Genomic DNA, 23704 nt, shown 5'->3' with positions numbered 1-23704 from the left:
CTGCCTTACACTGCGCGCCATGAAAACCATCCCACATACGCAAATCGCGGAACCCGCGGTTACTTGCTCGACCTGCGCAGCCTGCTGCTGTCAGCTCGAAGTCATGCTGATCACCAATACGGGTGTGCCTGAACGGTTCATCGATACCGATGACTGGGGCGGGGAAGTCATGCTGCGCCTGGACGACGGCTGGTGTGCTGCGCTGGATCGCAACACAATGATGTGCACCATCTACGAAAAACGCCCGCTGATCTGCCGGGAGTTCGAGATGGGTGCACCGGAGTGCATCGACGAACGCCAGGGGATTTCGACGGCGTATCGCTGAACAGGAAAACAACACAGCTCCTGTAGGAGCGAGCCTGCTCGCGATTGCGGATTATCAGCCAACTAAGCTGGCAACTGACACACCGTCATCGCGAGCAGGCTCGCTCCTACAGGGGGATGCCATTACAACGGCAACGTGTAATGCAGCGAGTAGCTTTCTACACCGTCGTTGGAACTGGCGAGCCCGGCGTTGGAATAGTGCGTCGCGCGGACCCCGACTTCGTGGCCGCCATTGAAGCGCAGGCCAAAACCGAACCGGTCTTCAAACTGGAAGGCACTGCCGAGGTTGTTGTCTTCGACTCGCGTATTGGAGAACGCCGCCACGCCAATGCCCGCTTCAACGTACGGTTTGACATTCTGGCCGGAAAATTCGTAAACGAATACCGGGGAGAACGACAAGCTGTTAGTGCTGGAGGTCTTGTCGCCTTCCCAGTAGGTGTAGGCGCCGCTCCAGTAACCGGTCACGCGACCGACGTCACTCTGCCACCAGCTCTGGTCCCAATCGAACTGCATGCCCAGTCGATACGTCATGGTCGAATCACTGGTCTGACCAACCGCGAACTCCACACCTGCCGCCTGCGCAGTGAAGGTGTGCCCCATTAATGCGGCCGCAATCGCGGCCAAACAGAATAGTCGCTTCATTAGAAACTTCCCTTTCCGAACAATTTCGTATGGTTTTTTTTGTTGCTCAGCCCTGCAAAGCTATGGAAATCGGCGATTTATCAGAAGTTCCCCCAATTTTTCGTTTGATTCCATTGGACTTTCTTACCTGTTGAAGCTTCGCACAATGCCAGCCGTATTCCACAGTATCGGCAAGATATTTCTGAAATGAACCGGATCGGCGCTGGTCCAGAACTGCGCTTCACGGGCAGGCTCCTCGGCGAGCAGTTCGCCTTCGGCCAGCAGCCGCTGAAGCTGGCGCGCGACGGCGGCGCCGGTGTCGATCAGGCTGATGTCATCGGGGATCATCTGCCGCAGCAACGGCTTGAGAAAGGGGTAATGGGTACAGCCGAGAATCAGGGTGTCCGCGCCGGCGGCCAGCAGTGGCCGAACATACCCGGCCAACAGCTGGCGCAACTCGGGGCTGCGCAGGTCGCCGCTTTCAATCAGCTCCACCAGCCCTGGACAGGGCTGGGTGATCACTTTCACGTCGGTGGCGAAGCGGTCGAGCAACGCGGCGAACTTGGCGCTCTGCAAGGTACCGGTGGTGGCCAGCACCCCCACCACGCCGGAACGGGTTGCGGCGGCGGCCGGTTTGACTGCCGGCTCCATGCCGACGATGGGCCATTCTGGATAGTCGCGCCGCAAGTCGGCGACTCCGGCCACCGTCGCCGTGTTGCAGGCCAGCACCAGGGCCTTGGCGCCCTGCTGCCGAAAGAACTCAGCCATCACGCTGCAACGTTGCTGGATAAATTCCGGGGTTTTCTCGCCGTAGGGAATATTCCCGCAGTCGGCGACGTACATCAGCGTCTCATTGGGCAACAAACGCTGGATCTCGGCCAGTACCGAGAGCCCGCCGACACCGGAGTCGAACACGCCAATCGGCGCTTCACGCATGTTTCGACCCACAAACGCTGCAACCCGGATCGCGCTTGACCCGCAATTCGCGAAAGCGCGTGCCCAAGGCATCGATCAACAGCAGGCGCCCCACCAGCGGCTCACCGAATCCGGCCAGCAACTTCAGTGCTTCGAGCGCTTGCAGACTGCCGACCAGCCCCACCAACGGACCGACCACGCCGGCCTCGCTACAGGTCAATTCGGCTTCGCTGCCGTGCCCGTATAAACAGTGGTAGCACGGACTCTCCGGCCGACGCGGATCGAACACCGACAACTGCCCTTCGAGGCGAATCGCTGCGCCGCTGACCAGCGGTTTGCCAGCCGCCACACATGCGGAATTGACCGCTTCACGGGTGGAAAAATTGTCAGAGCAATCGAGGACCAGATCCACGCCTGCCACCACGGCAGCCAGGGAGTCTTCATCCAGTGCCGCGCGATGGGCGATCAGTTGAATTTCAGGATTGATCGCGCTCAGGCGCTTGAGCGCCGAATCGACCTTGGTCATGCCGACGCTGTCGGTGTCGTGAATGATCTGGCGTTGCAGGTTGGTCAGATCGACCGTGTCGAAGTCCGCCAGGTGCAACTCGCCAACGCCGGCCGCCGCCAGATACAGCGCCACTGGCGCGCCAAGGCCGCCAAGACCGACGATCAATACGCGGCTTCCCTTGAGCCGCAACTGGCCGTCGATATCGATGTGTTGCAGCAAAATCTGCCGGCTGTAACGCAGCAATTCCTGATCATTCAGCACGGCAGGCGCCCCAGACTGATGCGTTGGTGACCGCCCAGATCGGTGCGGCTGTGGACTTCTTCAAACCCGCGGGTCAGCAGCAAATCGCGGACCGCCCCGGCCTGATCATAGCCATGTTCGAGCATCAGCCAGCCGCCAGCATCGAGATGGTCCGACGCCTGGGCGACGATCAGACGCAGATCGTCGAGCCCGTCGACACCGGCCACCAGGGCACTGGCTGGTTCAAAGCGCACATCGCCCTCGACCAGATGCGGATCGGCCGCTGCGATGTAGGGCGGATTGCTGATGATCAGTTGAAAACGCAGACCTTCCAGGGCACTGAACCAATGGCTGCTCAGCACGGTGGCGTTGTTCAGGTGCAGGCGCTGGCGATTGCGTTCGGCCAGGGCCACGGCTTCCAGAACCCGGTCCACGGCAGTGACGCTCCAGGCCGGACGTTCGCTGGCCAGGGCCAGGGCAATCGCGCCGCTGCCGGTGCCGAGGTCGAGCACTTTCGCCGGTGTGGCCGGTAACAGTTCCAGCGCGGCTTCCACCAGCAGTTCGGTGTCCGGGCGCGGGATCAATGTGTGCGGTGCCACTTCCAGATCCAGCTTCCAGAAACCCTGCTGGCCGAGGATATAGGCCACCGGCTCACCGTTGCGACGGCGCTGCAAATACTCGGCGAACGTCAGCGCCGCTTCGCTCGGCACGATGCGCTCCGGCCAGGTGTGCAGGAAACTGCGGGACTTGCCCAACGCCGCCGCCAGCAGCAATTCGGCATCCAGACGCGCCGTGGGCGAGTCGGGTAAATCGGCGGCGCGCAACAAACTGGCAATGATCGTCATTTACTCACCTATCGCTGCCAGTTGATCGGCCTGGTATTCGGCCAGCAACGGCTCGATCACCGCATCTACACCGCCGGCGAGGATCTCGTCGAGGGAATACAGGGTCAGGTTGACGCGGTGGTCGGTGACCCGGCCCTGGGCAAAGTTGTAGGTGCGGATGCGCTCGGAGCGATCACCGGAACCGACCAGCAACTTGCGCTCACTGGCGATGGCGTTGGCCGCAGCGGAGGTCTGCTGATCGTTCAGCTTGGCCGACAACCAGGACATCGCCCGGGCGCGGTTCTTGTGCTGTGAACGTTCTTCCTGGCACTCGACCACGATGCCGGATGGCAAGTGCGTGATGCGGATAGCCGAATCGGTCTTGTTGACGTGCTGGCCACCGGCGCCGGAGGAGCGATAGGTATCGATGCGCAGGTCGGCCGGGTTGATCTCGATGGCTTCCTGCTCATCCGGCTCGGGCAATACCGCCACGGTGCAGGCCGACGTGTGGATGCGGCCTTGGGATTCGGTCGCCGGAACCCGTTGCACGCGGTGCGCACCGGACTCGAATTTGAGCTTTCCGTAGACGTTGTCGCCCTCGACCCGGGCAATCACCTCTTTATAGCCGCCGTGTTCACCCTCGTTTTCCGAGAGGATTTCCACCCGCCAGCCACGGCGCTCGGCGTACCGCGAATACATGCGGAACAGGTCGCCAGAGAAAATCGCTGCCTCGTCGCCGCCGGTGCCGGCACGGATTTCGAGGAACACGTTGCGCCCGTCGTTCGGGTCCTTGGGCAGCAGCATGCGTTGCAGGTCGGCTTCGAGCGCGAGAAGGCGTTCCTTGGCCTCGCGGACTTCTTCCACGGCCATTTCACGCATGTCCGGGTCGCTGTCCTTGAGCAGTGCCTGGGCACCTTCGAGGTCATCCTGCACTTTCAGCAGTTCTTTATAGACGCCCACGATCGGTTCGACTTCCGCGTACTCCTTGGAATAGGTGCGGAACTTGTTCTGATCGGAAATGACCTCGCCGTCGCCCAGCAGGGCAGTCAATTCCTCGAAACGGTCCTGGAGGATATCCAGCTTATTGAGCAGTGACGCTTTCATTGCGGTTTTTTATCCGAAAAGCTATCCGATGAGCCCTCACCGAGGGCAAAGAGTTCCTGGGCCATCGCCAGCGCATCGAGGCGACCTTCGGCAGAGAGCTTTTTCAACTGCACGCTCGGTGCGTGCAACAGTTTGTTGGTCAGGCCGCGCGCCAACTGCACCAGCACTTCTTCGGCGCTGGTGCCGTTGGCCAACAGGCGCTGGGCCTTTTGCAGCTCTTCGTCGCGCAAGCGCTCGCTTTGTTGACGATAGGCCTTGAGTACGTCCACCGCCGCCAATTCACGCAGGCGGACCATGAAGTCTTCGGCGCCGACCGAAACCATCTCTTCGGCGGCCTGGGCTGCGCCCTGACGGCTCTTGAGGTTCTCGGCGACCACTTCGTGGAGATCGTCGACGCTGTAGAGGTAAACGTCGTCCAACTCCCCGACTTCTGGCTCGATGTCACGCGGAACGGCGATATCGACCATGAAGATCGGTTTGTGCTTGCGCAGTTTCAAGGCGCTTTCCACTGCACCCTTGCCCAGGATCGGCAATTGGCTGGCAGTGGAACTGATGACGATATCGCTGCGTACCAGCTCCGCCGGAATATCCGACAGCAACACCGCATGAGCACCGAACTGTTCGGCCAGGATACTGGCGCGCTCCAAGGTACGGTTGGCCACCACGATACGCTTTACACCCAGCTCATGCAGATGGCGGGCGACCAGGGTGATGGTCTCTCCGGCGCCGATCAGCAAGGCCTGGCTGCGTTGCAGGTCGCTGAAAATCTGCTTGGCCAGGCTCACCGCGGCAAACGCCACCGACACCGGATTCTCGCCGATGGCTGTATCGGTGCGCACCTGCTTGGCCGCATTGAACGTGGCCTGGAACAACCGCCCGAGCAACGGCCCGATGGTGCCGGCCTCGCGGGCCACGGCATAGGCCGACTTCATCTGGCCGAGAATCTGCGGTTCGCCCAACACCAGTGAGTCGAGCCCGGAAGCGACCCGCATCATGTGACGAACTGCCGCATCATCTTCATGCACATAGGCGCTTTCGCGCAGCTCGTCGTAGCTCAAATGATGATATTCGGCCAGCCAGCGCAGCACGACGTCCGCCGACAGGTGATCCTGTTCTATATAGAGTTCACTGCGATTGCAGGTGGAGAGGATCGCAGCTTCGCGGCTGTCGGTAAGTCGGCAGAGCTGCTGCAAGGCCTCAACCAGCTGCTCAGGGGTAAAAGCCACGCGCTCGCGGACGTCTACTGAAGCAGTCTTGTGGTTAATACCGAGTGCAAGGAAGGCCATTCAAAGTCGCTGATGGTGACGTGAAGCCGGTAATTGTCCTACTTCGACGGAATCAGAACAACCACTCGATATCTATCGCGCCGGTAGACAACGTCGACGTTGCGAGCGGTTCTCGTTTACACACAGTCAATGTGCATGCATCGATCCCTGTAGGAGCTGGCTTGCCAGCGAAAACGACAGGACAGACAACCAATCTGTCGACTGGACCATTGCCTTCGCTGGCAAGCCAGCTCCTACAGGGACCGTGTGCATGCGAAAATGGCGGGCCGGTTATGTTTGGCCGAACGCTTGTGTCATGATGATCCGACCGCAGGTTAGTCGTCCTCTTCCTATATGAATAGATCTTCCGCGTTGCTCCTCGCCTTTGTCTTCCTCAGCGGCTGCCAGGCCTTGGCACCCGTACCGTCGGACCATACGTCGCCGGTTGAAGACAGCACCCCGGCCCCTGAAAAGCCCAAGGTCTACAGCTCATTCAGCGAGGAAACCATCTTCAGCCTGTTGAGCGCCGAACTGGCTGGCCAGCGCAATCGTTACGACATTGCCCTGGACAACTATGTGACCCAGGCCATCAACACCCAGGATCCGGGCATTTCCGAGCGGGCATTCCGTATCGCCGAATATCTGGGCGCCGATCAGGCAGCCCTGGACACCGCGCTGATCTGGGCCAAAAACGCCCCCAACGACCTCGAAGCGCAACGCGCCGCCGCCGTGCAGCTGGCACGCGCCGGACGTTATGACGACTCCATGGTCTATATGGAGAAAGTCCTGCAAGGCAAGGGCGACACGCATTTCGACTTCCTCGCGCTGTCCGCGGCCGACACCGACCAGGACACCCGCAACGGCTTGATGAAAAGCTTCGACCGTTTGTTGCAGCGTCATCCGGACAACAGCCAGCTGATTTTCGGCAAGGCGCTGCTGATGCAACAGGATGGCGATACCAAAGGCGCGCTGAAGCTGCTGGAAAACAATCCGCCGGACGAAGGCGAAATTGCCCCGATTCTGCTGCGCGCACGCCTGCTGCAAACCCTCAATCGCGGTGACGAGGCCTTGCCGCTGCTGCAAAAAAGCATCAAGAAATACCCGGACGACAAGCGCCTGCGCCTGACTTATGCGCGGATGCTGGTTGAGCAGAACCGTATGGACGATGCCAAGGCCGAGTTCTCGAGCCTGGTTCAGCAATACCCGGAGGACGACGAACTGCGTTACTCCCTGGCACTGGTCTGCCTGGAAGCCAAGGCCTGGAGTGAGGCCAAAGGTTACCTGGAAGACCTGATCGCCCGGGAGAGCCACGTCGACTCGGCGCACCTGAATCTCGGTCGCATTGCCGAAGAACAAAACGACCCGCAAGGCGCGCTGATCGAATACGCCAGGGTTGGCCCGGGCAGTGACTTCCTGCCGGCGCAATTGCGCCAGGCCGACATCCTGATGAACAACGGCAGGACCGCCGAAGCGCAAAGAAAGCTGGCGGCAGAGCGCGATGAGCAGCCCGATTATGCAATTCAGCTGTACCTGATCGAAGCCGAAACCCTGTCCGCCAACAACCAGGGCGACAAGGCCTGGAAAACGCTGCAACAAGCCTTGCAGCAATACCCGGACGACTTGAATCTGCTCTACACCCGAGCCATGCAGGCGGAAAAACGCAATGACCTGGCGCAGATGGAAAAAGACCTGCGCGCGATCATCAAGCGCGACCCGGACAATGCCATGGCGTTGAACGCCCTTGGCTACACCCTGTCTGACCGCACCACACGCTACGCCGAAGCCAAGGCCCTGATCGAACAGGCGCACCAGATCAGTCCGGAAGACCCGGCGGTACTCGACAGCCTTGGCTGGGTGAATTATCGCATGGGCAATCTCGACGAAGCCGAGCGCCTGTTGCGCCAGGCCCTGGATCGCTTCCCCGACCAGGAAGTCGCCGCTCACCTGGGCGAAGTGCTGTGGGCCAACGGCAAACAGCGCGAAGCCAAACAGGTCTGGGGCAAGTTCCTCAAGGAACAACCCGACAGCCCGACCCTGCGCGGCACCATCAAACGCCTGACCGGATCAGAGACTCTTTAAGATTATGTTTTTGCGCCATTTCATCGTTTTCAGTTTTATCGCCCTGCTCGCCGGTTGCGCGGGCCTGGGTCCCCGCGAATCAGTCGAGGGTCACGGCAACCCCGCCCAATGGCGAGAGCACAAACAGCAGCTTGCGGGCCTTGATGGCTGGCAGATCGACGGCAAGATCGGCATTCGCGCACCGAAAGATTCGGGCAGCGGCACGCTGTTCTGGTTGCAGCGTCAGGATTACTACGACATTCGCCTGTCCGGACCACTGGGCCGTGGCGCAGCTCGCCTGACCGGACGTCCGGGCAAGGTGTCGCTGGAAGTCGCCAATCAGGGACGGTACGACGCACCGAATCCGGAAGTGCTGCTCGAAGAACAGTTGGGCTGGAAATTGCCGGTGTCAAACCTGGCCTGGTGGGTGCGCGGGCTCCCGTCTCCGGACAGCAAAAGCCGTCTGACGCTGGACGGCGACAGTCGTTTGGCCAGTCTCGAACAGGACGGTTGGCAGGTCGAGTACACCGAATATACCCAACTGAACGGTTACTGGCTGCCCGAACGGATCAAACTGCATGGCACCGACCTGGATGTCACACTGGTGATCAAGGCTTGGCAACCACGCAAATTGGGGCAGTGAAATGCCAGACAATCGCCTGACACTGCCTTCGCCAGCCAAACTCAATTTGATGCTGCACATCCTGGGGCGCCGCGAAGACGGCTACCACGAACTGCAGACGATGTTTCAGTTTCTCGATTATGGCGACGAAATCACCTATGCCCTGCGCGATGACGGTGTCATCCGCCTGCACACCGAATTCCCGGGCGTCCCCCACGACAGCAACCTGATCGTCAAGGCCGCGAAAAAACTTCAGGAGCAATCCGCTTGCTCGCTGGGCGTCGATATCTGGATCGACAAGATCCTGCCCATGGGCGGCGGCATTGGAGGCGGCAGCTCGAATGCCGCAACGACTCTGCTCGGCCTCAATCACCTGTGGCAATTGGGCTGGGATGAAGATCGCCTGGCTGGCCTGGGGTTGACGCTCGGCGCCGATGTCCCGGTTTTCGTACGTGGCCACGCGGCTTTCGCCGAAGGCGTGGGGGAAAAACTGACCCCTGTCGACCCGGAAGAACCGTGGTATCTCGTGCTGGTGCCGCAAGTCTCTGTAAGTACGGCAGAAATTTTTTCAGATCCGTTGTTGACACGTAACACTCCTCCCATTAAAGTGCGCCCCGTTCCCAAGGGAAACAGTCGAAATGACTGCTTGCCGGTGGTAACAAGGCGTTATCCAGAGGTACGTAACGCTTTGAATTTGTTAGGTAAATTTACCGAAGCAAAACTCACCGGAACTGGAAGTTGTGTGTTTGGGGGCTTCCCAAGCAAAGCTGAAGCTGATAAAGTCTCGGCCCTTCTGACAGAGACCCTTACAGGTTTTGTAGCAAAAGGAAGCAACGTTTCGATGTTGCATCGCAAGCTGCGAAGTCTGCTCTAAAGGAACCGATTACTGGGTAATCGTTGCAACAGATACAGGGGCGTCGCCAAGCGGTAAGGCAGCAGGTTTTGATCCTGCCATGCGTTGGTTCGAATCCAGCCGCCCCTGCCATTTTCCTATACTCATCCAGGTTACCCTCAGCCTTCAGGTACTGCGCGTGTCCAAGATGATGGTCTTTACGGGGAACGCCAACCCCGATCTGGCTCGGCGTGTCGTACGTCAGCTGCATATCCCTCTCGGTGACATCTCTGTCGGTAAATTCTCCGACGGCGAAATTACAGCCGAGATCAATGAAAACGTCCGCGGTAAAGACGTCTTCATTATTCAGCCGACTTGCGCTCCGACCAACGATAACCTGATGGAACTGGTTGTGATGGCTGATGCCTTCCGCCGCTCCTCGGCTACTCGTATCACTGCTGTTATTCCTTACTTTGGTTATGCCCGTCAGGATCGCCGTCCGCGTTCCGCACGTGTGGCTATCAGCGCGAAAGTCGTGGCTGACATGCTTACCGTAGTCGGCATCGACCGTGTTCTCACGGTTGATCTGCATGCTGACCAAATCCAGGGTTTCTTCGATATTCCGGTAGATAACATCTACGGCTCCCCGGTACTGGTGGATGACATTGAAGATCAGCGCTTCGAAAACCTGATGATCGTGTCCCCGGACATTGGTGGCGTCGTGCGTGCACGTGCCGTTGCCAAATCCCTGGGCGTGGATCTCGGGATCATCGACAAACGCCGTGAGAAAGCCAATCACTCTGAAGTGATGCATATCATCGGTGATGTCGAAGGGCGTACCTGTATTCTGGTCGATGACATGGTCGATACCGCCGGCACTCTGTGCCACGCGGCCAAGGCCCTGAAAGAGCATGGCGCTGCCAAGGTTTTCGCCTACTGCACACACCCTGTGCTGTCCGGTCGGGCGATCGAAAACATCGAAAATTCCATGCTGGACGAACTGGTGGTGACTAACACCATCCCGTTGTCCGCTGCTGCACAAGCCTGCTCGCGTATCCGTCAACTGGATATCGCGCCGGTAGTTGCCGAGGCGGTTCGCCGCATCAGCAATGAAGAATCGATCAGCGCGATGTTCCGCTAAGGGCCCTGCCCTTCTCGAAATGTCTCGTTGACGAAAAGCGCCCCGCCCCGGCATTCCTGTCGGGGCGGGGCTTTTTTGCCCATATCGCCTTTAGCGCTGGTCGCAAACGCTGGGGCGAATGTGGTTATTTTGGAGATACAACATGAACGATTTTACCCTGAATGCTGAAGTGCGTTCCGACCTGGGGAAAGGTGCGAGCCGCCGCCTGCGTCGTCTCGCAAGCCTGGTTCCAGCTGTAGTTTACGGTGGCGAAAAAGCCCCTGAATCCATCAGCATGCTGGCCAAAGAAGTTGCCAAACTGCTCGAAAACGAAGCGGCTTACAGCCACATCATCGAGCTGAACGTTGGTGGCACCAAGCAGAACGTCGTGATCAAAGCCCTGCAGCGTCACCCGGCCAAAGGCCACGTGATGCACGCTGACTTCGTACGCGTAGTCGCTGGCCAGAAACTGACCGCTGTCGTTCCAGTGCACTTCATCAACGAAGAAGCACCGACCAAGAAAGGCGGCGAAATCTCGCACGTTGTTGCCGAGATCGAAGTTACCTGCCTGCCGAAAGATCTGCCTGAGTTCATCGAAGTCGACCTGGCTAACGCTGAAATCGGTTCGATCATTCACCTGTCGGACCTCAAGGCGCCTAAAGGCGTTGAGTTCGTGGCCCTGGCACACGGCGATGACAAGGCTGTTGCCAACGTCCACGCTCCACGTGTTGCTCCAGAAGCTGCAGAAGGCGCTGCAGAGTAATTTTACTCTGTACGCCGGAGTGACCGGAAACATCGCGGACTAGAGCGTAGCGAGAAAGCGGGCGAGAACGCGGAGTTTACATCATGGTAAATGAGCTATTTTCGTCCACTTTCGCCGCTCTCCCTGATTGCGGCGATGTTATCCACCACTCCAATGAAGGGCCCCTATCGTGACTGCCATCAAACTGATCGTTGGCCTGGGAAATCCAGGCGCTGAATACGAACAGACCCGGCATAACGCAGGGGCCCTTTTTGTTGAGCGCATCGCGAACGCACAAGGCGTCAACCTTGTGGCGGACCGCAAGTATTTCGGCCTGACCGGGCGCTATTCGCATCAGGGTCAGGATGTTCGTCTGCTGATTCCCACCACGTACATGAACCGTAGCGGCCAGGCCGTAGCAGCTCTGGCAGGTTTCTTCCGCATCTCGCCTGAAGAAATCCTCGTGGCGCACGACGAACTCGACCTGCCACCCGGCGTCGCCAAGCTCAAACAGGGCGGCGGCCATGGCGGTCACAACGGGTTGCGCGACATCATTGCGCAACTGGGCAATCAGAATACCTTTCATCGCTTGCGGCTTGGCATTGGCCACCCGGGCGTTGCCAGTATGGTTTCAAATTTCGTCCTGGGTCGTGCGCCACGCGCCGAACAGGAAAAACTCGATGCCAGCATCGACTTTGCCCTCGGCGTGCTGCCGGATATCCTCGCCGGGGAATGGAACCGCGCGATGAAAACCCTGCACAGCCAGAAGGCCTGACTCTAACTCCTCGGGGAAACACCATGGGATTCAATTGCGGCATCGTCGGCCTGCCTAACGTCGGCAAGTCCACCCTGTTCAACGCCCTGACCAAGTCCGGGATCGCGGCCGAGAACTTCCCCTTCTGCACCATCGAACCCAACAGCGGTATCGTGCCGATGCCGGATCCGCGCCTGGACGCCCTGGCGGCCATCGTCAATCCAAAGCGCATCCTGCCGACCACCATGGAATTCGTCGACATCGCTGGCCTGGTCGCCGGCGCGTCGAAAGGTGAAGGCCTGGGCAACAAGTTTTTGGCCAACATCCGTGAAACCGATGCCATCGCCCACGTGGTCCGCTGCTTCGAAGACGAGAACGTGATTCACGTTTCCAACAGCGTCGACCCGAAACGCGACATCGAGATCATCGACCTGGAACTGATCTTCGCCGACCTCGACAGCTGCGAGAAGCAACTGCAGAAAGTCGCACGCAACGCCAAGGGCGGTGACAAGGACGCAGTGGTCCAGAAAGGCCTGCTGGAGCAACTGATCGCTCACTTCACCGAAGGCAAGCCAGCGCGCACTCTGATGAAGAACATGGGCGCCGACGAAAAAGCGGTGATCAAGGGCTTCCACCTGCTGACCACCAAGCCGGTCATGTACATCGCCAACGTCGCAGAAGACGGTTTCGAGAACAACCCGCTGCTGGACATCGTCAAAGCCATCGCCGAAGAAGAAGGCGCTGTGGTTGTTCCGGTGTGCAACAAGATCGAAGCGGAAATCGCCGAGCTCGATGACGGCGAAGAGAAAGACATGTTCCTCGAAGCCCTGGGCCTCGAAGAGCCTGGCCTGAACCGCGTGATCCGCGCTGGCTACGAAATGCTGCACCTGCAGACCTACTTCACCGCCGGTGTCGAAGAAGTCCGCGCCTGGACCGTCCGCGTCGGAGCCACCGCACCGCAAGCCGCTGGCGTGATCCACACCGACTTCGAAAAAGGCTTTATCCGCGCCGAAGTGATCGCCTACAACGACTTCATCCAGTACAAGGGCGAAGCCGGTACCAAGGAAGCCGGTAAATGGCGTCTGGAAGGCAAGGATTACATCGTCAAAGACGGCGACGTGATGCACTTCCGCTTCAACGTCTAAGCCATACGCTCACAAAAAAGCCGCGTTTGATACGCGGCTTTTTTGTGCCCGAAACAATCCTCCAACACCCCACCAATTCCCTGTAGGAGCGAGCTTGCTCGCGATGGTCTATCAGACAATCACGCGCTGACTGACACACCATCGCGAGCAAGCTCGCTCCTACAGAGGATTTGCCGGATCAGACCTTTTTGGTTCGTGGCAAAAAGATCGCCAACACCCCAAACAACGGCAGGAACGAACACAGGTAGTACACGTATTCGATGCCATGAATGTCCGCCAGATGGCCGAGCAACGCCGCGCCAATCCCGCCGAAACCGAACATCAGGCCGAAGAACACTCCGGCGATCATCCCGACATTACCCGGCACCAGTTCCTGGGCGTACACCACGATGGCCGAGAACGCCGAGGCGAGGATGAAGCCGATGACTACGCTGAGGATGCTGGTCCAGAACAGGTCGACATGGGGCAGCATCAGTGTGAAGGGTGCAACACCGAGGATCGAGAACCAGATCACCGCCTTGCGCCCGATCCTGTCGCCGATCGGCCCGCCGAAGAATGTCCCCGCGGCGACCGCGCCGAGAAACAGGAACAGGTGCAACTGCGAACTGGCCACCGACAGGTCGAACTTCTCGATCAGGTAGAAGGTGAAGTAGCTGGTGAGGCTCGACATGTAGAAATACTTGGAGAACACCAGCAACCCGAGTACCACCAGCGCACTGGTGACTCGACCCTTGGACAGACCGTGAGTCGCCGCCTGGCCTTGCTTGAGCTTGAACAGGTTCAAGTGGTTGGCGTACCAGCGGCTGATCCGGTAGAGCACGAACAGCGCAAACACCGCGAACAGGCCGAACCACGCCACCTGCCCCTGACCGTAGGGAATGATGATCGCCGCCGCCAGCAACGGGCCGAACGCCGAGCCTGCGTTACCGCCGACCTGGAAGGTCGATTGCGCCAATCCAAAGCGCCCGCCCGAAGCCAGGCGCGCCACGCGGGAGGCTTCCGGGTGGAAGGTTGAAGACCCGATGCCGATCAGCCCCGCCGCCAGCAGAATCAACGGGAAGCTACCGACCACCGACATCATCAGAATGCCGACCAGGGTGCAGACTGTCCCCGCCGGCAGCAGCCACGGCTTGGGATGGCGGTCGGTGTAGTAACCGACCCACGGTTGCAGCAGCGAGGCCGTCAACTGGAACGTCAGGGTGATCAGGCCGACCTGGGTGAAGGTCAGGCCATAGTTGGCCTTGAGCATCGGATAGATCGACGGCAGCACCGACTGGATCAGGTCGTTGATCAAATGCGCCAGCGCTACCGCGCCGATGATGCGCATCACCAGGGGACTGCTTTGGGGCGTAGCGGACGCCGGCACTGAGCCGGTCTGGGCGTTGCTGATAGCCATGGGAGTTTCCAGACAACAGGAGGTGCAAACGGGCAGGTGCGTCAATGTGCCATTTTTCAGTGCAGCAACGCCATCCCCTTAGCCTGCTAACGACCTTCGTTTTTCATCGCCACAACCTTGATGGCGCAAAGCCATGGTCTGAATCTTGCCTTCCTTCTCGGCTTGAACGCGGCCTCCTTACAAAGGAGACCGACAATGGGAAGTTTCGCTACAGAGTCGGCCTACAGAGCGGACAAGGGTGAACTTTCGAGGCCTTTTTAGAGGGCACGAGTCGGAGGTGCGACAACCTCCGATGCACGCCAATGGGGCGTGGTGTCCAGAGGAGTCATGGGGCATGCAGGCTTTTTTATCACCGGGGATCGGGCTGCTGGGGCGCTTCGGCTTCGCACGCAAATTCCAGCTGTTGTTTCTGCTGTTCATCCTGCCGCTGGCCGGCAGCCTGTGGATGATCGGCCAGGACTATCGCGACAAACTCAGCCTGATCTCCGGCGAACGCGCCGGGGTACGGCAACTGCTTGCGCTCGATGCGCTGGATGACCTGCTCGCCGCCCAGCGTGATCGCGCCGCCCGGTGGCGCGCCACGGAAACCAATCGCCAGCCAACGCCGGCCACCCTCGCCGCGATGGCCGCCTTCGATGCGGTTCAACCTGCCGTCAGCCAGGCCACCGCCGAGTTGGGCAATGCCCTGCAGAAAGAAAGCGCCGAGAGTGAAACCCTGTCGCGTTACCAGGCCCTGCAAACTGCCCTCGATGGCCTCGACTCAAAAAGCCTGAGCAATGTCGGCTGGTGGCCGGATGGCTATGATCGTTTCACCAATGCCTTGAGCGCCCTGCAAGCCTTGCGCGAACAGATCGCCATGGACAATCGCCTGACGCTGGCACCGTGGCTGGAAACCTACTTGCTGACGCAGATCTCCACCCAACATGCGCCAGACCTGATCGAACGGGTCGGTCGGCTCGCGGCGGTGGGTCAGGCGTCAGTGGTGTCCGGACAGTTCACCTTGCAAAGCCGCCTGCAACTGCGCGACCTGCGCAGCCGCATCGGCGATGCGCGAGAGCAGCTGGTGAAAACCGCTGGCCTGCTCGAAGCGCGCTTGCCCAGCGCCCTGCAAACCTGGGCCGGGCAATACCATGCCAGCCTCAAACGCCTCGATGCAGGCCTGAAGGTGCTGGATGACGGCGTGTTCGGCGGCAGCATCAACCTCAAGCCGGAGGACTTTGAACGCAGTCTCGATGCCCTGCTCTCCGACCTCGCCTCGTTGCGCCAACAGTCGCTGGTGTCGCTGGATCAACGCCTGGATTACTACCACGGCTCGGCGATCCGCCAGTTCATTGTGGTGGCCGCCGTGTTGGGCTGCCTGCTATTGGCGGCGCTGTATCTGTTCATCTGCTTGCAGGCCTCGATCCGCCGCAGCGCCAGCGGCATCACGGTACTGGCCGAGGCCTTGCGCGATGGCAATCTGAGTCTGCAAGTGCCGGTTCAGGGCCGGGACGAGCTGGCAGTCATCAGTACCGCGCTGAACGTCGCCGTGGTGCAACTGCGCACCAGCCTGCAAGGGGTGGATCACGAAACCCTGCAACTGAGCCACGCGGTGCAAACCCTCAACCATCATTCAAGCGACGCCCTGGGCGAAGTCGAAGCCCAGCAGTTGCAGATCAGCCAGATTGCCGCAGCGGCGACGCAATTGGCCGCCACCTCCCAAGGGGTGGCCCACAGTTGCGAACAGGCGTCCGGCAGCGCCCAACACACCCATCGCATTGCCGCCGACAGCAGCCGTGACAGCCAGCGCACCACCGCGAGCATCCAGCAACTCAATCAACGCCTGAACGAGACCGCTGCTGCACTGGGCCGGGTCAGCGAGCAGGGACAGCAGATTCAACTGGTGGTCGACACCATTCGCGGCGTCGCCGAGCAGACCAACCTGTTGGCACTCAATGCCGCCATCGAGGCGGCTCGGGCGGGCGAGCAAGGGCGCGGCTTCGCGGTGGTGGCCGATGAAGTGCGCAGCCTGTCCCAACGCACCCAATCGTCAACCGCACAGATTGCCGGCACGGTCGACAGCCTGCGCAACACCGTGAATGAGGCGGTCAACCTGATGCAAGCCGCGTGCAGTCAGGCAGAGTCCGATGCACAAGCGGTCACTGGCCTCGGTGAACGGCTCGGGGAAATCGCCAGTGCCGTGCAGAGCGTCACCGATACCCTGGCGCAAATCGCCACGGCGGTGGAAGAACAGGCCAGTACCGCCGACGAGGTCAGCGGCAATATCCAGCAGGTCGATCAAGCGGCGGTGCGCTTGCTCGAAGGGGCCCGCGCGGTGAACCAGGCAGCGGACACCTTGAGTCACGGCAGCAAGGCCCTCAGTGACAATACCGGGCGCTTCCGTTTGAGTTGAATCCGACAGGGCTTCTCAGGCGTGGATCACCGCCTCCGGGAAGTCCTGCTCCAGTTCGCTCTTGAGCCAGTCGATAAACCACGCCTCGTCCGCCGAGAGCTCGGCGGACGGCGTCAGCACCCGATAACTTTCCAGCTTCACTTGCGCGTCCACCACCCGCACCAGCTTGCCGCTACGGAGTTCTTCGCGCACCAGCACTTCGTTCGCCAGCGCGATGCCCTGCCCGCTCTCGGCTACCGACAAGGCGTGGTCGTTGTTGACGTAGAGCATGTCCGAGTTGAGGTGGATGTCGAGGTCGTTGGCGGCGAACCACAGGTTCCACCACTCGCCGTCATCGACGTGGATCAGGTTGTGTTTTACCAGGTCCGCGGGGCTGTCGATGGGCTCGACGCTGGCCAGATAATCGGGGGAACAGATCGGAAACACCCGAGGACAAATCAGGCTGGTGCGCGAGTGCGCATATTGACCGTCCAACCCGTAGACGATGCCCAGGTCAGCGCTTTTGCCATCCACTTCGGTGAAGGTCGAATTGGGTTCGATGGCGAACTTCAAGCCCGGGCGCAGGTGACGCATGGCCTCGATGCGCGGCATCAGCCAGCGCTTGGCAAACCCCGGCACCACCATGATGCGCAGCCAGCGTTCGGCGTGTTTTGGCTGCGCCTCTTTTCCGGCTTCGATGATCAGTTGCAAGGCAGCGGTGATCTTGCGGTGGTACTTCTCCCCCGCCGTCGTCAGGTTGACTCCGCGAGAGGTGCGCTCGAACAGTTGGATGCCCAGCCAGTTTTCCAGCAATTTCACATGGCGACCGATGGCCGGCTGGGTCACGTGCAGGGCCTTGGAGGCTTCGACATAGCTGCCCAACCGAGCGGCGGCATCAAAGGCACGCACCGCGTTGAGTGGCGGTAAACGGTGGTCAGGCATGGTTTCCGGGCGCCTTTTGCTGTTAAATTTTTTAACAGCCCCTATGTTAAAATTGAAGTTTCGCCCCCGCAACCCCTCGCTGATAATCGATCCACAGCAGAACAAAAAACAGCTGGTTACAACACCCGAACGCAATCTCGATCCTGCCCAGAAAAATAATATCCATGGCCCGACGGCACAGCTGCTTTCAGCACGTGCGCAGGCGATGGGGGAATCGGAGGTAACGCATGAATGCCCTGCATTCGCTGCAAACGCTGGCGGTGTCCATCCGCTCAGTGCGTAAAGTCTACGGTGATCCAAAGACTGGCCCGGTGGCGCTGAAAAGCATCGACCTGGACATTCGCGACAACGAATTCTTCACCCTTCTCGGCCCTTCGGGCTGCGGCAAAACCACGCTCCTGCGGATGATCGCCGGGTTCGAATTCCCTACCGAAGGCGAGATTCTGCTCTACGGCGAAAACATCGCCGACCGCCCGCCCTTCCAGCGCCCGGTCAACACGGTGTTCCAGCATTACGCGTTGTTCCCACACATGACCATCGCCGAGAACCTGGCCTTCGGTCTTGAGTCCCACCCGATGGGCAAAGTCCTGAACAAAACGCAAATGGCCGAACGGGTGCGCGAGATGCTCGCCCTGGTGCAGATGGAACGCTTTGCCAACCGCAAGCCGGCGCAACTGTCCGGCGGCCAGCAACAGCGCGTCGCCCTCGCTCGCGCACTGGCGCCACACCCGAAAGTGTTGCTGCTCGACGAACCGCTCTCGGCCCTCGACCTCAAGCTGCGCCAGGCAATGCGCGAAGAGTTGAAAACCATTCAGGCCCGTACCGGCATCACCTTCATCTTCGTCACCCATGACCAGGAAGAAGCCCTGACCATGTCCGACCGCATTGCCGTGTTGTCCGAAGGCGAGGTGCAGCAGGTCGGCCGCCCGGAGGACATCTACGAACGTCCGCGCAATCGCTTTGTCGCGGACTTCATCGGTGAGACCAACTTCATCGAAGGCACGGTCACCCGTGTCGAAGACGGTCTGGCCTGGTTCGCCGGCCCGGCCGGTCATCCGCTGCCTGCACAGCCGTGCAGCGATGTGCGGGTCGGTGCCAGCGTCGCGTTGTCCGTGCGACCCGAGCGTTTGCACCTGGTACCGGGCAATACCGAATGTGCCTTGCCATGCCGAATCGAAGCGCAGATCTACCTCGGCACCGACCTGCAATACCAGGTCAGCCTGAGCGACGGTTCGCGCCTCACCGTGCGCACCCCCAACTGCGTCGACCAGAGCAAGCGCTTCGCAGCAGGAAGCCAGGCCGGTCTGTTGTTCGACCAGGGCAGCGCCAGCGTCCTGCACGATTGAGCACGAGGAATTGCCATGCACGCACTACCGATTGCCAACACGCTGGAACGTCGGCGGGCCTTCCAGAGCTTTCTCGGGGTCAGCCCGGCGCTGATCGCCATCGGCCTGTTTCTGATCGTGCCGATCCTGATCGTCATCGGCTATTCGCTGATGGAGGCCAACCCCTACGGCGGGGTGAACAAGGTATTCAGCAGCGACGCCTACACCTCGCTGCTGTTCGAGCGGCAACTGGACGACAGCCTGGCCTTCGCCGACGCCTACCTGATCATCGCCCTGCGCTCCATCGGCATCGCCGGGCTGACCACGCTCATCACCCTGTTGATCGGCTTTCCGGTGGCCGTGTGGCTGGCCATGCAACCGGCGCACCGCCGTGGTTTGCTGATCTTCCTGATCACCGTGCCGTTCTGGGCCAACCTGCTGATCCGCACCTATGCATGGATTCTGCTGCTGCGAAACACCGGAGTGATCAACAACAGCCTGATGGGCCTGGGAGTCATCGATCAGCCGCTGCAACTGCTCTACACCGACGGCGCAGTGCTGCTGGGCCTGGTCTACACCTACGCGCCCTTCGTCGTGCTGCCGATCTACGCCACCCTGGAAAAAATGGACATCCGTCTGCTCGAAGCCGCTCAGGACCTCTACGCCGGACGCGTTCGAACCTTGCGCAAGGTGGTATTGCCGATCGCCAAACCGGGGATTCTCGCCGGCGCCATCCTCACTTTCGTGCCTTGCCTGGGCGCGATGATCGCCCCGGAATTGCTTGGCGGCGGCACGCGAATGATGCTCGGCAACCTGATCTTTCGCCAGTTCAGCGATGCGCGGAACTGGCCGTTCGGTGCGGCGCTGTCGCTGGTGTTGATGGCGGCGGTGATGTTGGTACTGACAGTCTATGCCTTGCGTGCCGAGCGCCAGCGCATCGCCAAAGGAGGTGCGTGATGATCGGCCTGTTCAAACGCAACACGCTGGGCGTGCAGGACTTTCCCGGCTTCGGCGGCTTCAGTTTCCTGTTCTACCTGTACCTCTACGCGCCGATCGTGGTGCTGGTGGCGTTCTCGTTCAATGCCAACCAGTCGGCCACGGTATGGACCGGCTTCAGCCTCGACTGGTATCGCGCGGCCTTCGCCAACCAGGCCCTGCGCCAGGCGGCCGGCAACAGCCTGTTGATCGCAGTCTGCGCCAGCATGATCGCCACGGCCATCGCCACCCTCGCCGCCCTCGGCACGTCACGGGGTGCGAAGTTCAAGGGCCTGCAACTGTCCATGGGCGCGATCATGTTGCCCCTGGTGCTGCCGGAAATCGTGGTCGGTGTCGCCACCCTGGCGCTGTTCTCCACCATTGGTCTGTCCCTGGGCTACGGCAACCTGATCATCGCGCACACGGTGTTCTGTATCCCGTTCGCCTTTCTGCCGATACGGGCACGCCTGAACGACATGGACCTGTCCCTGGAACAAGCCTCGGCCGACCTGTATGCCAGCCCGTGGCGGACTTTCCGCAAGGTCACCCTGCCGCTGTTGATGCCGGGGATTTTCTCCGGGCTGATGCTGGCCTTCATCGTGTCGCTGGATAACTTCGTGATCTCGATGATGGTCTCCCAGGCCGGCACCACGACCTTGCCGATTTTCATTTTCGGCCTGTTGCGCATGGGTGTGACACCGGACGTCAACGCAGTCTCGACCCTGATCCTGGGCGTCTCGGTACTGTTCGTGACCCTTTCCTATCTGCTGGGCAAAAAGAAATCCTGAACCTTCTACGTACTGTGGGGAAATAGCATGAGCAAGTGGATTAAAAGCATCGGCACTTCGTTGTTCCTGACTTTACCGCTACCCCTGGTCGGCAGCGTTCAGGCCGCGGAAAAACTCAACGTGGTGAGCTGGAGCGGCTACTTCTCGCCGGAGATTCTCGCCAAATTCCAGAAACAGACCGGCATCGAAGTCACGGTCGATTCCTACGACTCCAACGAAACCCTGCTGGCCAAATTGAAACAGGGCGGTGCCGGTTACGACGTGGCAATCCCGTCGCACCAGTTCGTGCCGATCCTGATCAAGGAAAAACTGCTGGAACGTTTCGACCCGGTCAACGAACCCTACTACGCCAGCGTCGTCGACAACCTGAAAAAACCCACCTGGGACCCGGAAGGCGCCTACTCCGTGCCGTTCATCTGGGGCACCACCAGCGCGGTGCTCAACACCGAGCGCTACAAGGGCCCTGCCGACAGCCTCAAGGTGCTTTACGAGCCGCCGGCCGAGTTGCAAGGGCGAATCAACATGTTCGACTCGGTCAGCGACGTGGTGGACATGGCCAGCCTGTACCTGAACATTCCGCTGTGCAGTGAAGATCCGAAGCAGATGCAGCAGATCCTGACCCTGCTCAAGGCGCAGAAACCGTTCGTCAAAACCTACAGTTCCAAGGCTGGCTCGATTCGCGAAAACCTCGCCTCGGGTGAAATCGACATGTCGACCTTCTGGGGCGGTTCGTCGATGCGCGCCCGGGAGATGAAACCGAGCCTGAAATACCTGTACCCGAAAGAAGGCGTACTGGCCTGGGTCGACAACATGGTCATTCCGACCGGCAGCAAGAACCCGGCGAACGCCAAGGCCTTCATCGCGTTCCTCAGCCAGCCAGAAAACGCGGCGATGACCCAGAACTTCCTCAAGCACCAGAGCCCGATCAAGGGGGTGGAACCGTTCCTCGATGCGAGCCTCAAGGACGCGCCGGAACTGCACATTCCCGAAGGCACCAATGTGGTGTTCAGCAAGACCTGCGGCGAAGGCGCGATCCGTCTGGCCGACCGTCTCTGGACCAACCTGATGCGTTGATCGCTACCGCCCCGACGCGATGGCGGGGCGTTTTTCCAGCCGTCTGAAAGGCCGCTTGCAATGAACTCGAATAACATCAGCGAACTGGTCCTGTTGCAGGCCCACGAGCTCGCCGAACGCATCCGCCTGCGCCAGGTTTCCTGCCGGGAAGTGATGCAGACTTATCTTGCCCATATCGAACGCTTCAACCCGCGGGTCAATGCGCTGGTGAGCCTGCAAACACCAGAAGACCTGCTGGCCCAGGCCGATATCCGCGACGCCGAGCTGGCCCGTGGTCAATACCGTGGCTGGATGCATGGCTTGCCCCATGCCATCAAGGACCTGTCCCTGACCCGCGGCATCCGCACCACGTTGGGCTCGCCGCTGTACAAGGACTTCATCCCCGAGCGCGACGGCATCATGGTCGAGCGGATCAGGGCCGCCGGCGCGATCATCATCGGCAAGAGCAACACCCCGGAATTCGGCCTCGGCTCGCAAAGCTATAACCCGCTGTTCGGCGCGACCGGTTGCGCCTACGACCCGAGCAAGACCGCAGGCGGTAGCAGCGGTGGCGCGGCGGCGGCGCTGGCCATGCACCTGGTACCGGTGGCCGACGGCAGCGACATGATGGGCTCGTTGCGCAACCCGGCGGCCTTCAACAACATCTTCGGTTTCCGTCCGTCCCAGGGCCGCGTGCCCTTCGATGACAGCGCTGATCTGTTTATCGACCAACTCGGCTATGAAGGCCCCATGGCTCGCAGCGTGCGCGATGCCGCGTTGCTGTTGTCGGTGCAGGCCGGGGCCGATGCGCGGGCGCCACTATCGATCGCCGAATCGGGCAGCGCCTTTGCGGCACCGCTGGATCGGGACTTCAAAGGCACTCGTCTCGGCTGGCTCGGCGACTTCAACGGCTATCTGCCGATGGAAAAAGGCATCCTCTCATTGTGCGAAAAGGCCTTCGGCGATTTCGAAAGCCTGGGTTGCCATGTCGAACCCGTACAGTCCGAATTCGCGCCAGAGAAGCTGTGGAGCAGTTGGCGGACGTTGCGCCACTGGATGGTCGCCGGCTCGTTGGGCGCGACCTATGCCGACCCGCAAAAACGCGCGCTGTTAAAACCGGAAGCCTGCTGGGAAGTGGAGAACGGCCTGAAACTCTCGGCCACCGAGGTGTTTGCCGCCTCGGTGACGCGCAGCGACTGGTATCGCGCGATCTCCAGGCTATTCGAAAAATACGACTACCTGCTGCTGCCCAGCGCTCAGGTGTTCCCGTTCGATAAAACCCAAACGTGGCCCGCCTCCATCGAAGGCGTGACCATGGACACCTATCACCGCTGGATGGAGGTGGTGATTCCCGGCACCTTGTCAGGCTGCCCGGTGGCTAACGTGCAGGTCGGCTTCAACGCCAGCGGCCTGCCCATGGGCCTGCAAATCATCGGCAAACACCAGGCCGACTTCGCCGTGCTGCAATTGGCGCACGCTTATGAACAGGCCAGCCGCTGGTTCCAGCGCTGCCCTTCGCCACTGCTCAGGTGAGAGATTTTGATAAACGGTTGAAAGCGCAGAGAAATATTTTAGATTTATGCTTGACGCATCCCCGTTACCGGTGAATAATGCGCGCCACTTGGCTACATAGCTCAGTTGGTTAGAGCATAGCATTCATAATGCTGGGGTCCGGGGTTCAAGTCCCTGTGTAGCCACCAAGTACTAAAAACGGCTTACCGCAAGGTAAGCCGTTTTTTTATGCCTCGAAAAAATGCGCTGCGGTGACAGGGAAATCCTG

The 23704-nt window shown here is 60.2% G+C and carries 23 protein-coding genes and 2 tRNA genes; 17 read left to right on the top strand and 8 right to left on the bottom strand.

Annotated elements, in window-relative coordinates:
- Nucleotides 1-19: 19 nt before the first annotated feature.
- Entirely contained in the window at nt 20-325 is a 306-nt protein-coding gene (locus tag KW849_RS00250; protein ID WP_218426661.1) for a YkgJ family cysteine cluster protein, read from the top strand.
- A gap of 122 nt (nt 326-447) precedes the next feature.
- Here KW849_RS00250 and KW849_RS00245 read toward each other — a convergent pair whose 3' ends face one another.
- From KW849_RS00245 to hemA, 6 genes are all read right to left on the bottom strand, one after another.
- The gene (locus KW849_RS00245) at nt 448-966 is read right to left on the bottom strand and encodes an acyloxyacyl hydrolase (protein ID WP_218426659.1); all 519 of its coding nucleotides are present in this window, start codon (nt 964-966) and stop codon (nt 448-450) included.
- Nucleotides 967-1089: 123 nt separating this feature from the next.
- On the bottom strand, nt 1090-1881 hold the full coding sequence (gene murI / locus KW849_RS00240) for a glutamate racemase (RefSeq protein WP_218426656.1): 792 nt from the start codon (nt 1879-1881) through the stop codon (nt 1090-1092).
- Entirely contained in the window at nt 1874-2629 is a 756-nt protein-coding gene (locus tag KW849_RS00235) for a molybdopterin-synthase adenylyltransferase MoeB (RefSeq protein WP_218426654.1), read from the bottom strand. The genes murI and KW849_RS00235 overlap by 8 nt, the downstream gene beginning before the upstream one ends.
- The gene (prmC, locus tag KW849_RS00230) at nt 2623-3453 is read right to left on the bottom strand and encodes a peptide chain release factor N(5)-glutamine methyltransferase (protein ID WP_218426652.1); all 831 of its coding nucleotides are present in this window, start codon (nt 3451-3453) and stop codon (nt 2623-2625) included. The genes KW849_RS00235 and prmC overlap by 7 nt, the downstream gene beginning before the upstream one ends.
- Nucleotides 3454-4536, bottom strand: coding sequence for a peptide chain release factor 1 (prfA, locus tag KW849_RS00225; protein WP_218426650.1), 1083 nt, complete (start codon nt 4534-4536; stop codon nt 3454-3456). It lies immediately after the preceding gene.
- Nucleotides 4533-5822 (bottom strand): glutamyl-tRNA reductase, encoded by a 1290-nt coding sequence (gene hemA, locus KW849_RS00220; protein WP_218426648.1) that lies wholly within the window; start codon nt 5820-5822, stop codon nt 4533-4535. The genes prfA and hemA overlap by 4 nt, the downstream gene beginning before the upstream one ends.
- 333 nt (nt 5823-6155) lie before the next feature.
- On the opposite strand from hemA, the gene KW849_RS00215 reads away from it, so the two are divergent.
- The 8 genes from KW849_RS00215 to ychF all read left to right on the top strand — a co-directional run bounded on the left by KW849_RS00215 (nt 6156) and on the right by ychF (nt 13074).
- Nucleotides 6156-7880 carry a tetratricopeptide repeat protein gene (locus KW849_RS00215; protein ID WP_218426646.1) on the top strand — a complete coding sequence of 575 codons (1725 nt, stop codon included), beginning with the start codon at nt 6156-6158 and terminating at the stop codon, nt 7878-7880.
- A gap of 4 nt (nt 7881-7884) precedes the next feature.
- Nucleotides 7885-8502, top strand: coding sequence for a lipoprotein insertase outer membrane protein LolB (gene lolB, locus KW849_RS00210; RefSeq protein ID WP_218426644.1), 618 nt, complete (start codon nt 7885-7887; stop codon nt 8500-8502).
- 1 nt (nt 8503) lies between these two features.
- Nucleotides 8504-9355: a 4-(cytidine 5'-diphospho)-2-C-methyl-D-erythritol kinase gene (ispE, locus tag KW849_RS00205; RefSeq protein ID WP_108214858.1), complete on the top strand. Its 852-nt coding sequence runs from the start codon at nt 8504-8506 to the stop codon at nt 9353-9355.
- Between the two features lie 36 nt (nt 9356-9391).
- Nucleotides 9392-9466, top strand: a tRNA-Gln gene (locus tag KW849_RS00200).
- Nucleotides 9467-9512: 46 nt separating this feature from the next.
- The gene (locus KW849_RS00195; protein ID WP_003208392.1) at nt 9513-10454 is read left to right on the top strand and encodes a ribose-phosphate pyrophosphokinase; all 942 of its coding nucleotides are present in this window, start codon (nt 9513-9515) and stop codon (nt 10452-10454) included.
- A 142-nt stretch (nt 10455-10596) separates the two neighbouring features.
- Entirely contained in the window at nt 10597-11196 is a 600-nt protein-coding gene (locus KW849_RS00190) for a 50S ribosomal protein L25/general stress protein Ctc (protein WP_218426642.1), read from the top strand.
- Nucleotides 11197-11365: 169 nt separating this feature from the next.
- Entirely contained in the window at nt 11366-11950 is a 585-nt protein-coding gene (pth, locus tag KW849_RS00185; protein ID WP_218426640.1) for an aminoacyl-tRNA hydrolase, read from the top strand.
- A gap of 23 nt (nt 11951-11973) precedes the next feature.
- Complete coding sequence (gene ychF, locus KW849_RS00180) at nt 11974-13074, top strand: redox-regulated ATPase YchF (RefSeq protein ID WP_218426638.1); 1101 nt, start codon at nt 11974-11976, stop codon at nt 13072-13074.
- Between the two features lie 178 nt (nt 13075-13252).
- Here ychF and KW849_RS00175 read toward each other — a convergent pair whose 3' ends face one another.
- The gene (locus KW849_RS00175) at nt 13253-14470 is read right to left on the bottom strand and encodes an MFS transporter (RefSeq protein WP_218426637.1); all 1218 of its coding nucleotides are present in this window, start codon (nt 14468-14470) and stop codon (nt 13253-13255) included.
- Nucleotides 14471-14762: 292 nt separating this feature from the next.
- Here KW849_RS00175 and KW849_RS00170 point away from each other — a divergent pair, with 292 nt between their 5' ends.
- Nucleotides 14763-16862, top strand: coding sequence for a methyl-accepting chemotaxis protein (locus KW849_RS00170; protein WP_371319105.1), 2100 nt, complete (start codon nt 14763-14765; stop codon nt 16860-16862).
- 15 nt (nt 16863-16877) lie between these two features.
- Here KW849_RS00170 and KW849_RS00165 read toward each other — a convergent pair whose 3' ends face one another.
- Nucleotides 16878-17783 carry a LysR substrate-binding domain-containing protein gene (locus KW849_RS00165; protein WP_218426633.1) on the bottom strand — a complete coding sequence of 302 codons (906 nt, stop codon included), beginning with the start codon at nt 17781-17783 and terminating at the stop codon, nt 16878-16880.
- Between KW849_RS00165 and KW849_RS00160 the strand changes: the two genes are divergently transcribed.
- The 7 genes from KW849_RS00160 (at nt 17782) to KW849_RS00130 (ending at nt 23624) form a co-directional block, all read left to right on the top strand.
- Nucleotides 17782-18066: a hypothetical protein gene (locus KW849_RS00160; protein ID WP_218426631.1), complete on the top strand. Its 285-nt coding sequence runs from the start codon at nt 17782-17784 to the stop codon at nt 18064-18066. The genes KW849_RS00165 and KW849_RS00160 overlap by 2 nt on opposite strands.
- The gene (locus KW849_RS00155) at nt 18011-19129 is read left to right on the top strand and encodes an ABC transporter ATP-binding protein (RefSeq protein WP_218426629.1); all 1119 of its coding nucleotides are present in this window, start codon (nt 18011-18013) and stop codon (nt 19127-19129) included. The genes KW849_RS00160 and KW849_RS00155 overlap by 56 nt, the downstream gene beginning before the upstream one ends.
- Nucleotides 19130-19144: 15 nt before the next feature.
- Nucleotides 19145-20065 (top strand): ABC transporter permease, encoded by a 921-nt coding sequence (locus KW849_RS00150; RefSeq protein ID WP_218426627.1) that lies wholly within the window; start codon nt 19145-19147, stop codon nt 20063-20065.
- On the top strand, nt 20065-20871 hold the full coding sequence (locus KW849_RS00145) for an ABC transporter permease (RefSeq protein WP_256357015.1): 807 nt from the start codon (nt 20065-20067) through the stop codon (nt 20869-20871). Before KW849_RS00150 ends, KW849_RS00145 begins: the two co-directional genes overlap by 1 nt.
- A gap of 27 nt (nt 20872-20898) precedes the next feature.
- On the top strand, nt 20899-21945 hold the full coding sequence (locus KW849_RS00140; protein ID WP_218426623.1) for an extracellular solute-binding protein: 1047 nt from the start codon (nt 20899-20901) through the stop codon (nt 21943-21945).
- A 60-nt stretch (nt 21946-22005) separates the two neighbouring features.
- Nucleotides 22006-23457, top strand: a complete 1452-nt coding sequence (locus tag KW849_RS00135; RefSeq protein WP_218426621.1) for an amidase — start codon at nt 22006-22008, stop codon at nt 23455-23457.
- A gap of 90 nt (nt 23458-23547) precedes the next feature.
- Nucleotides 23548-23624 (top strand) — tRNA-Met (locus KW849_RS00130).
- The last annotated feature ends 80 nt before the right edge of the window (nt 23625-23704 follow it).

The sequence above is a fragment of the Pseudomonas sp. PDM26 genome, from assembly GCF_019219185.1.
In the GTDB taxonomy this organism is placed as follows: Bacteria; Pseudomonadota; Gammaproteobacteria; order Pseudomonadales; family Pseudomonadaceae; genus Aquipseudomonas.
This window is presented reverse-complemented; position numbering and strand designations above follow the sequence as displayed.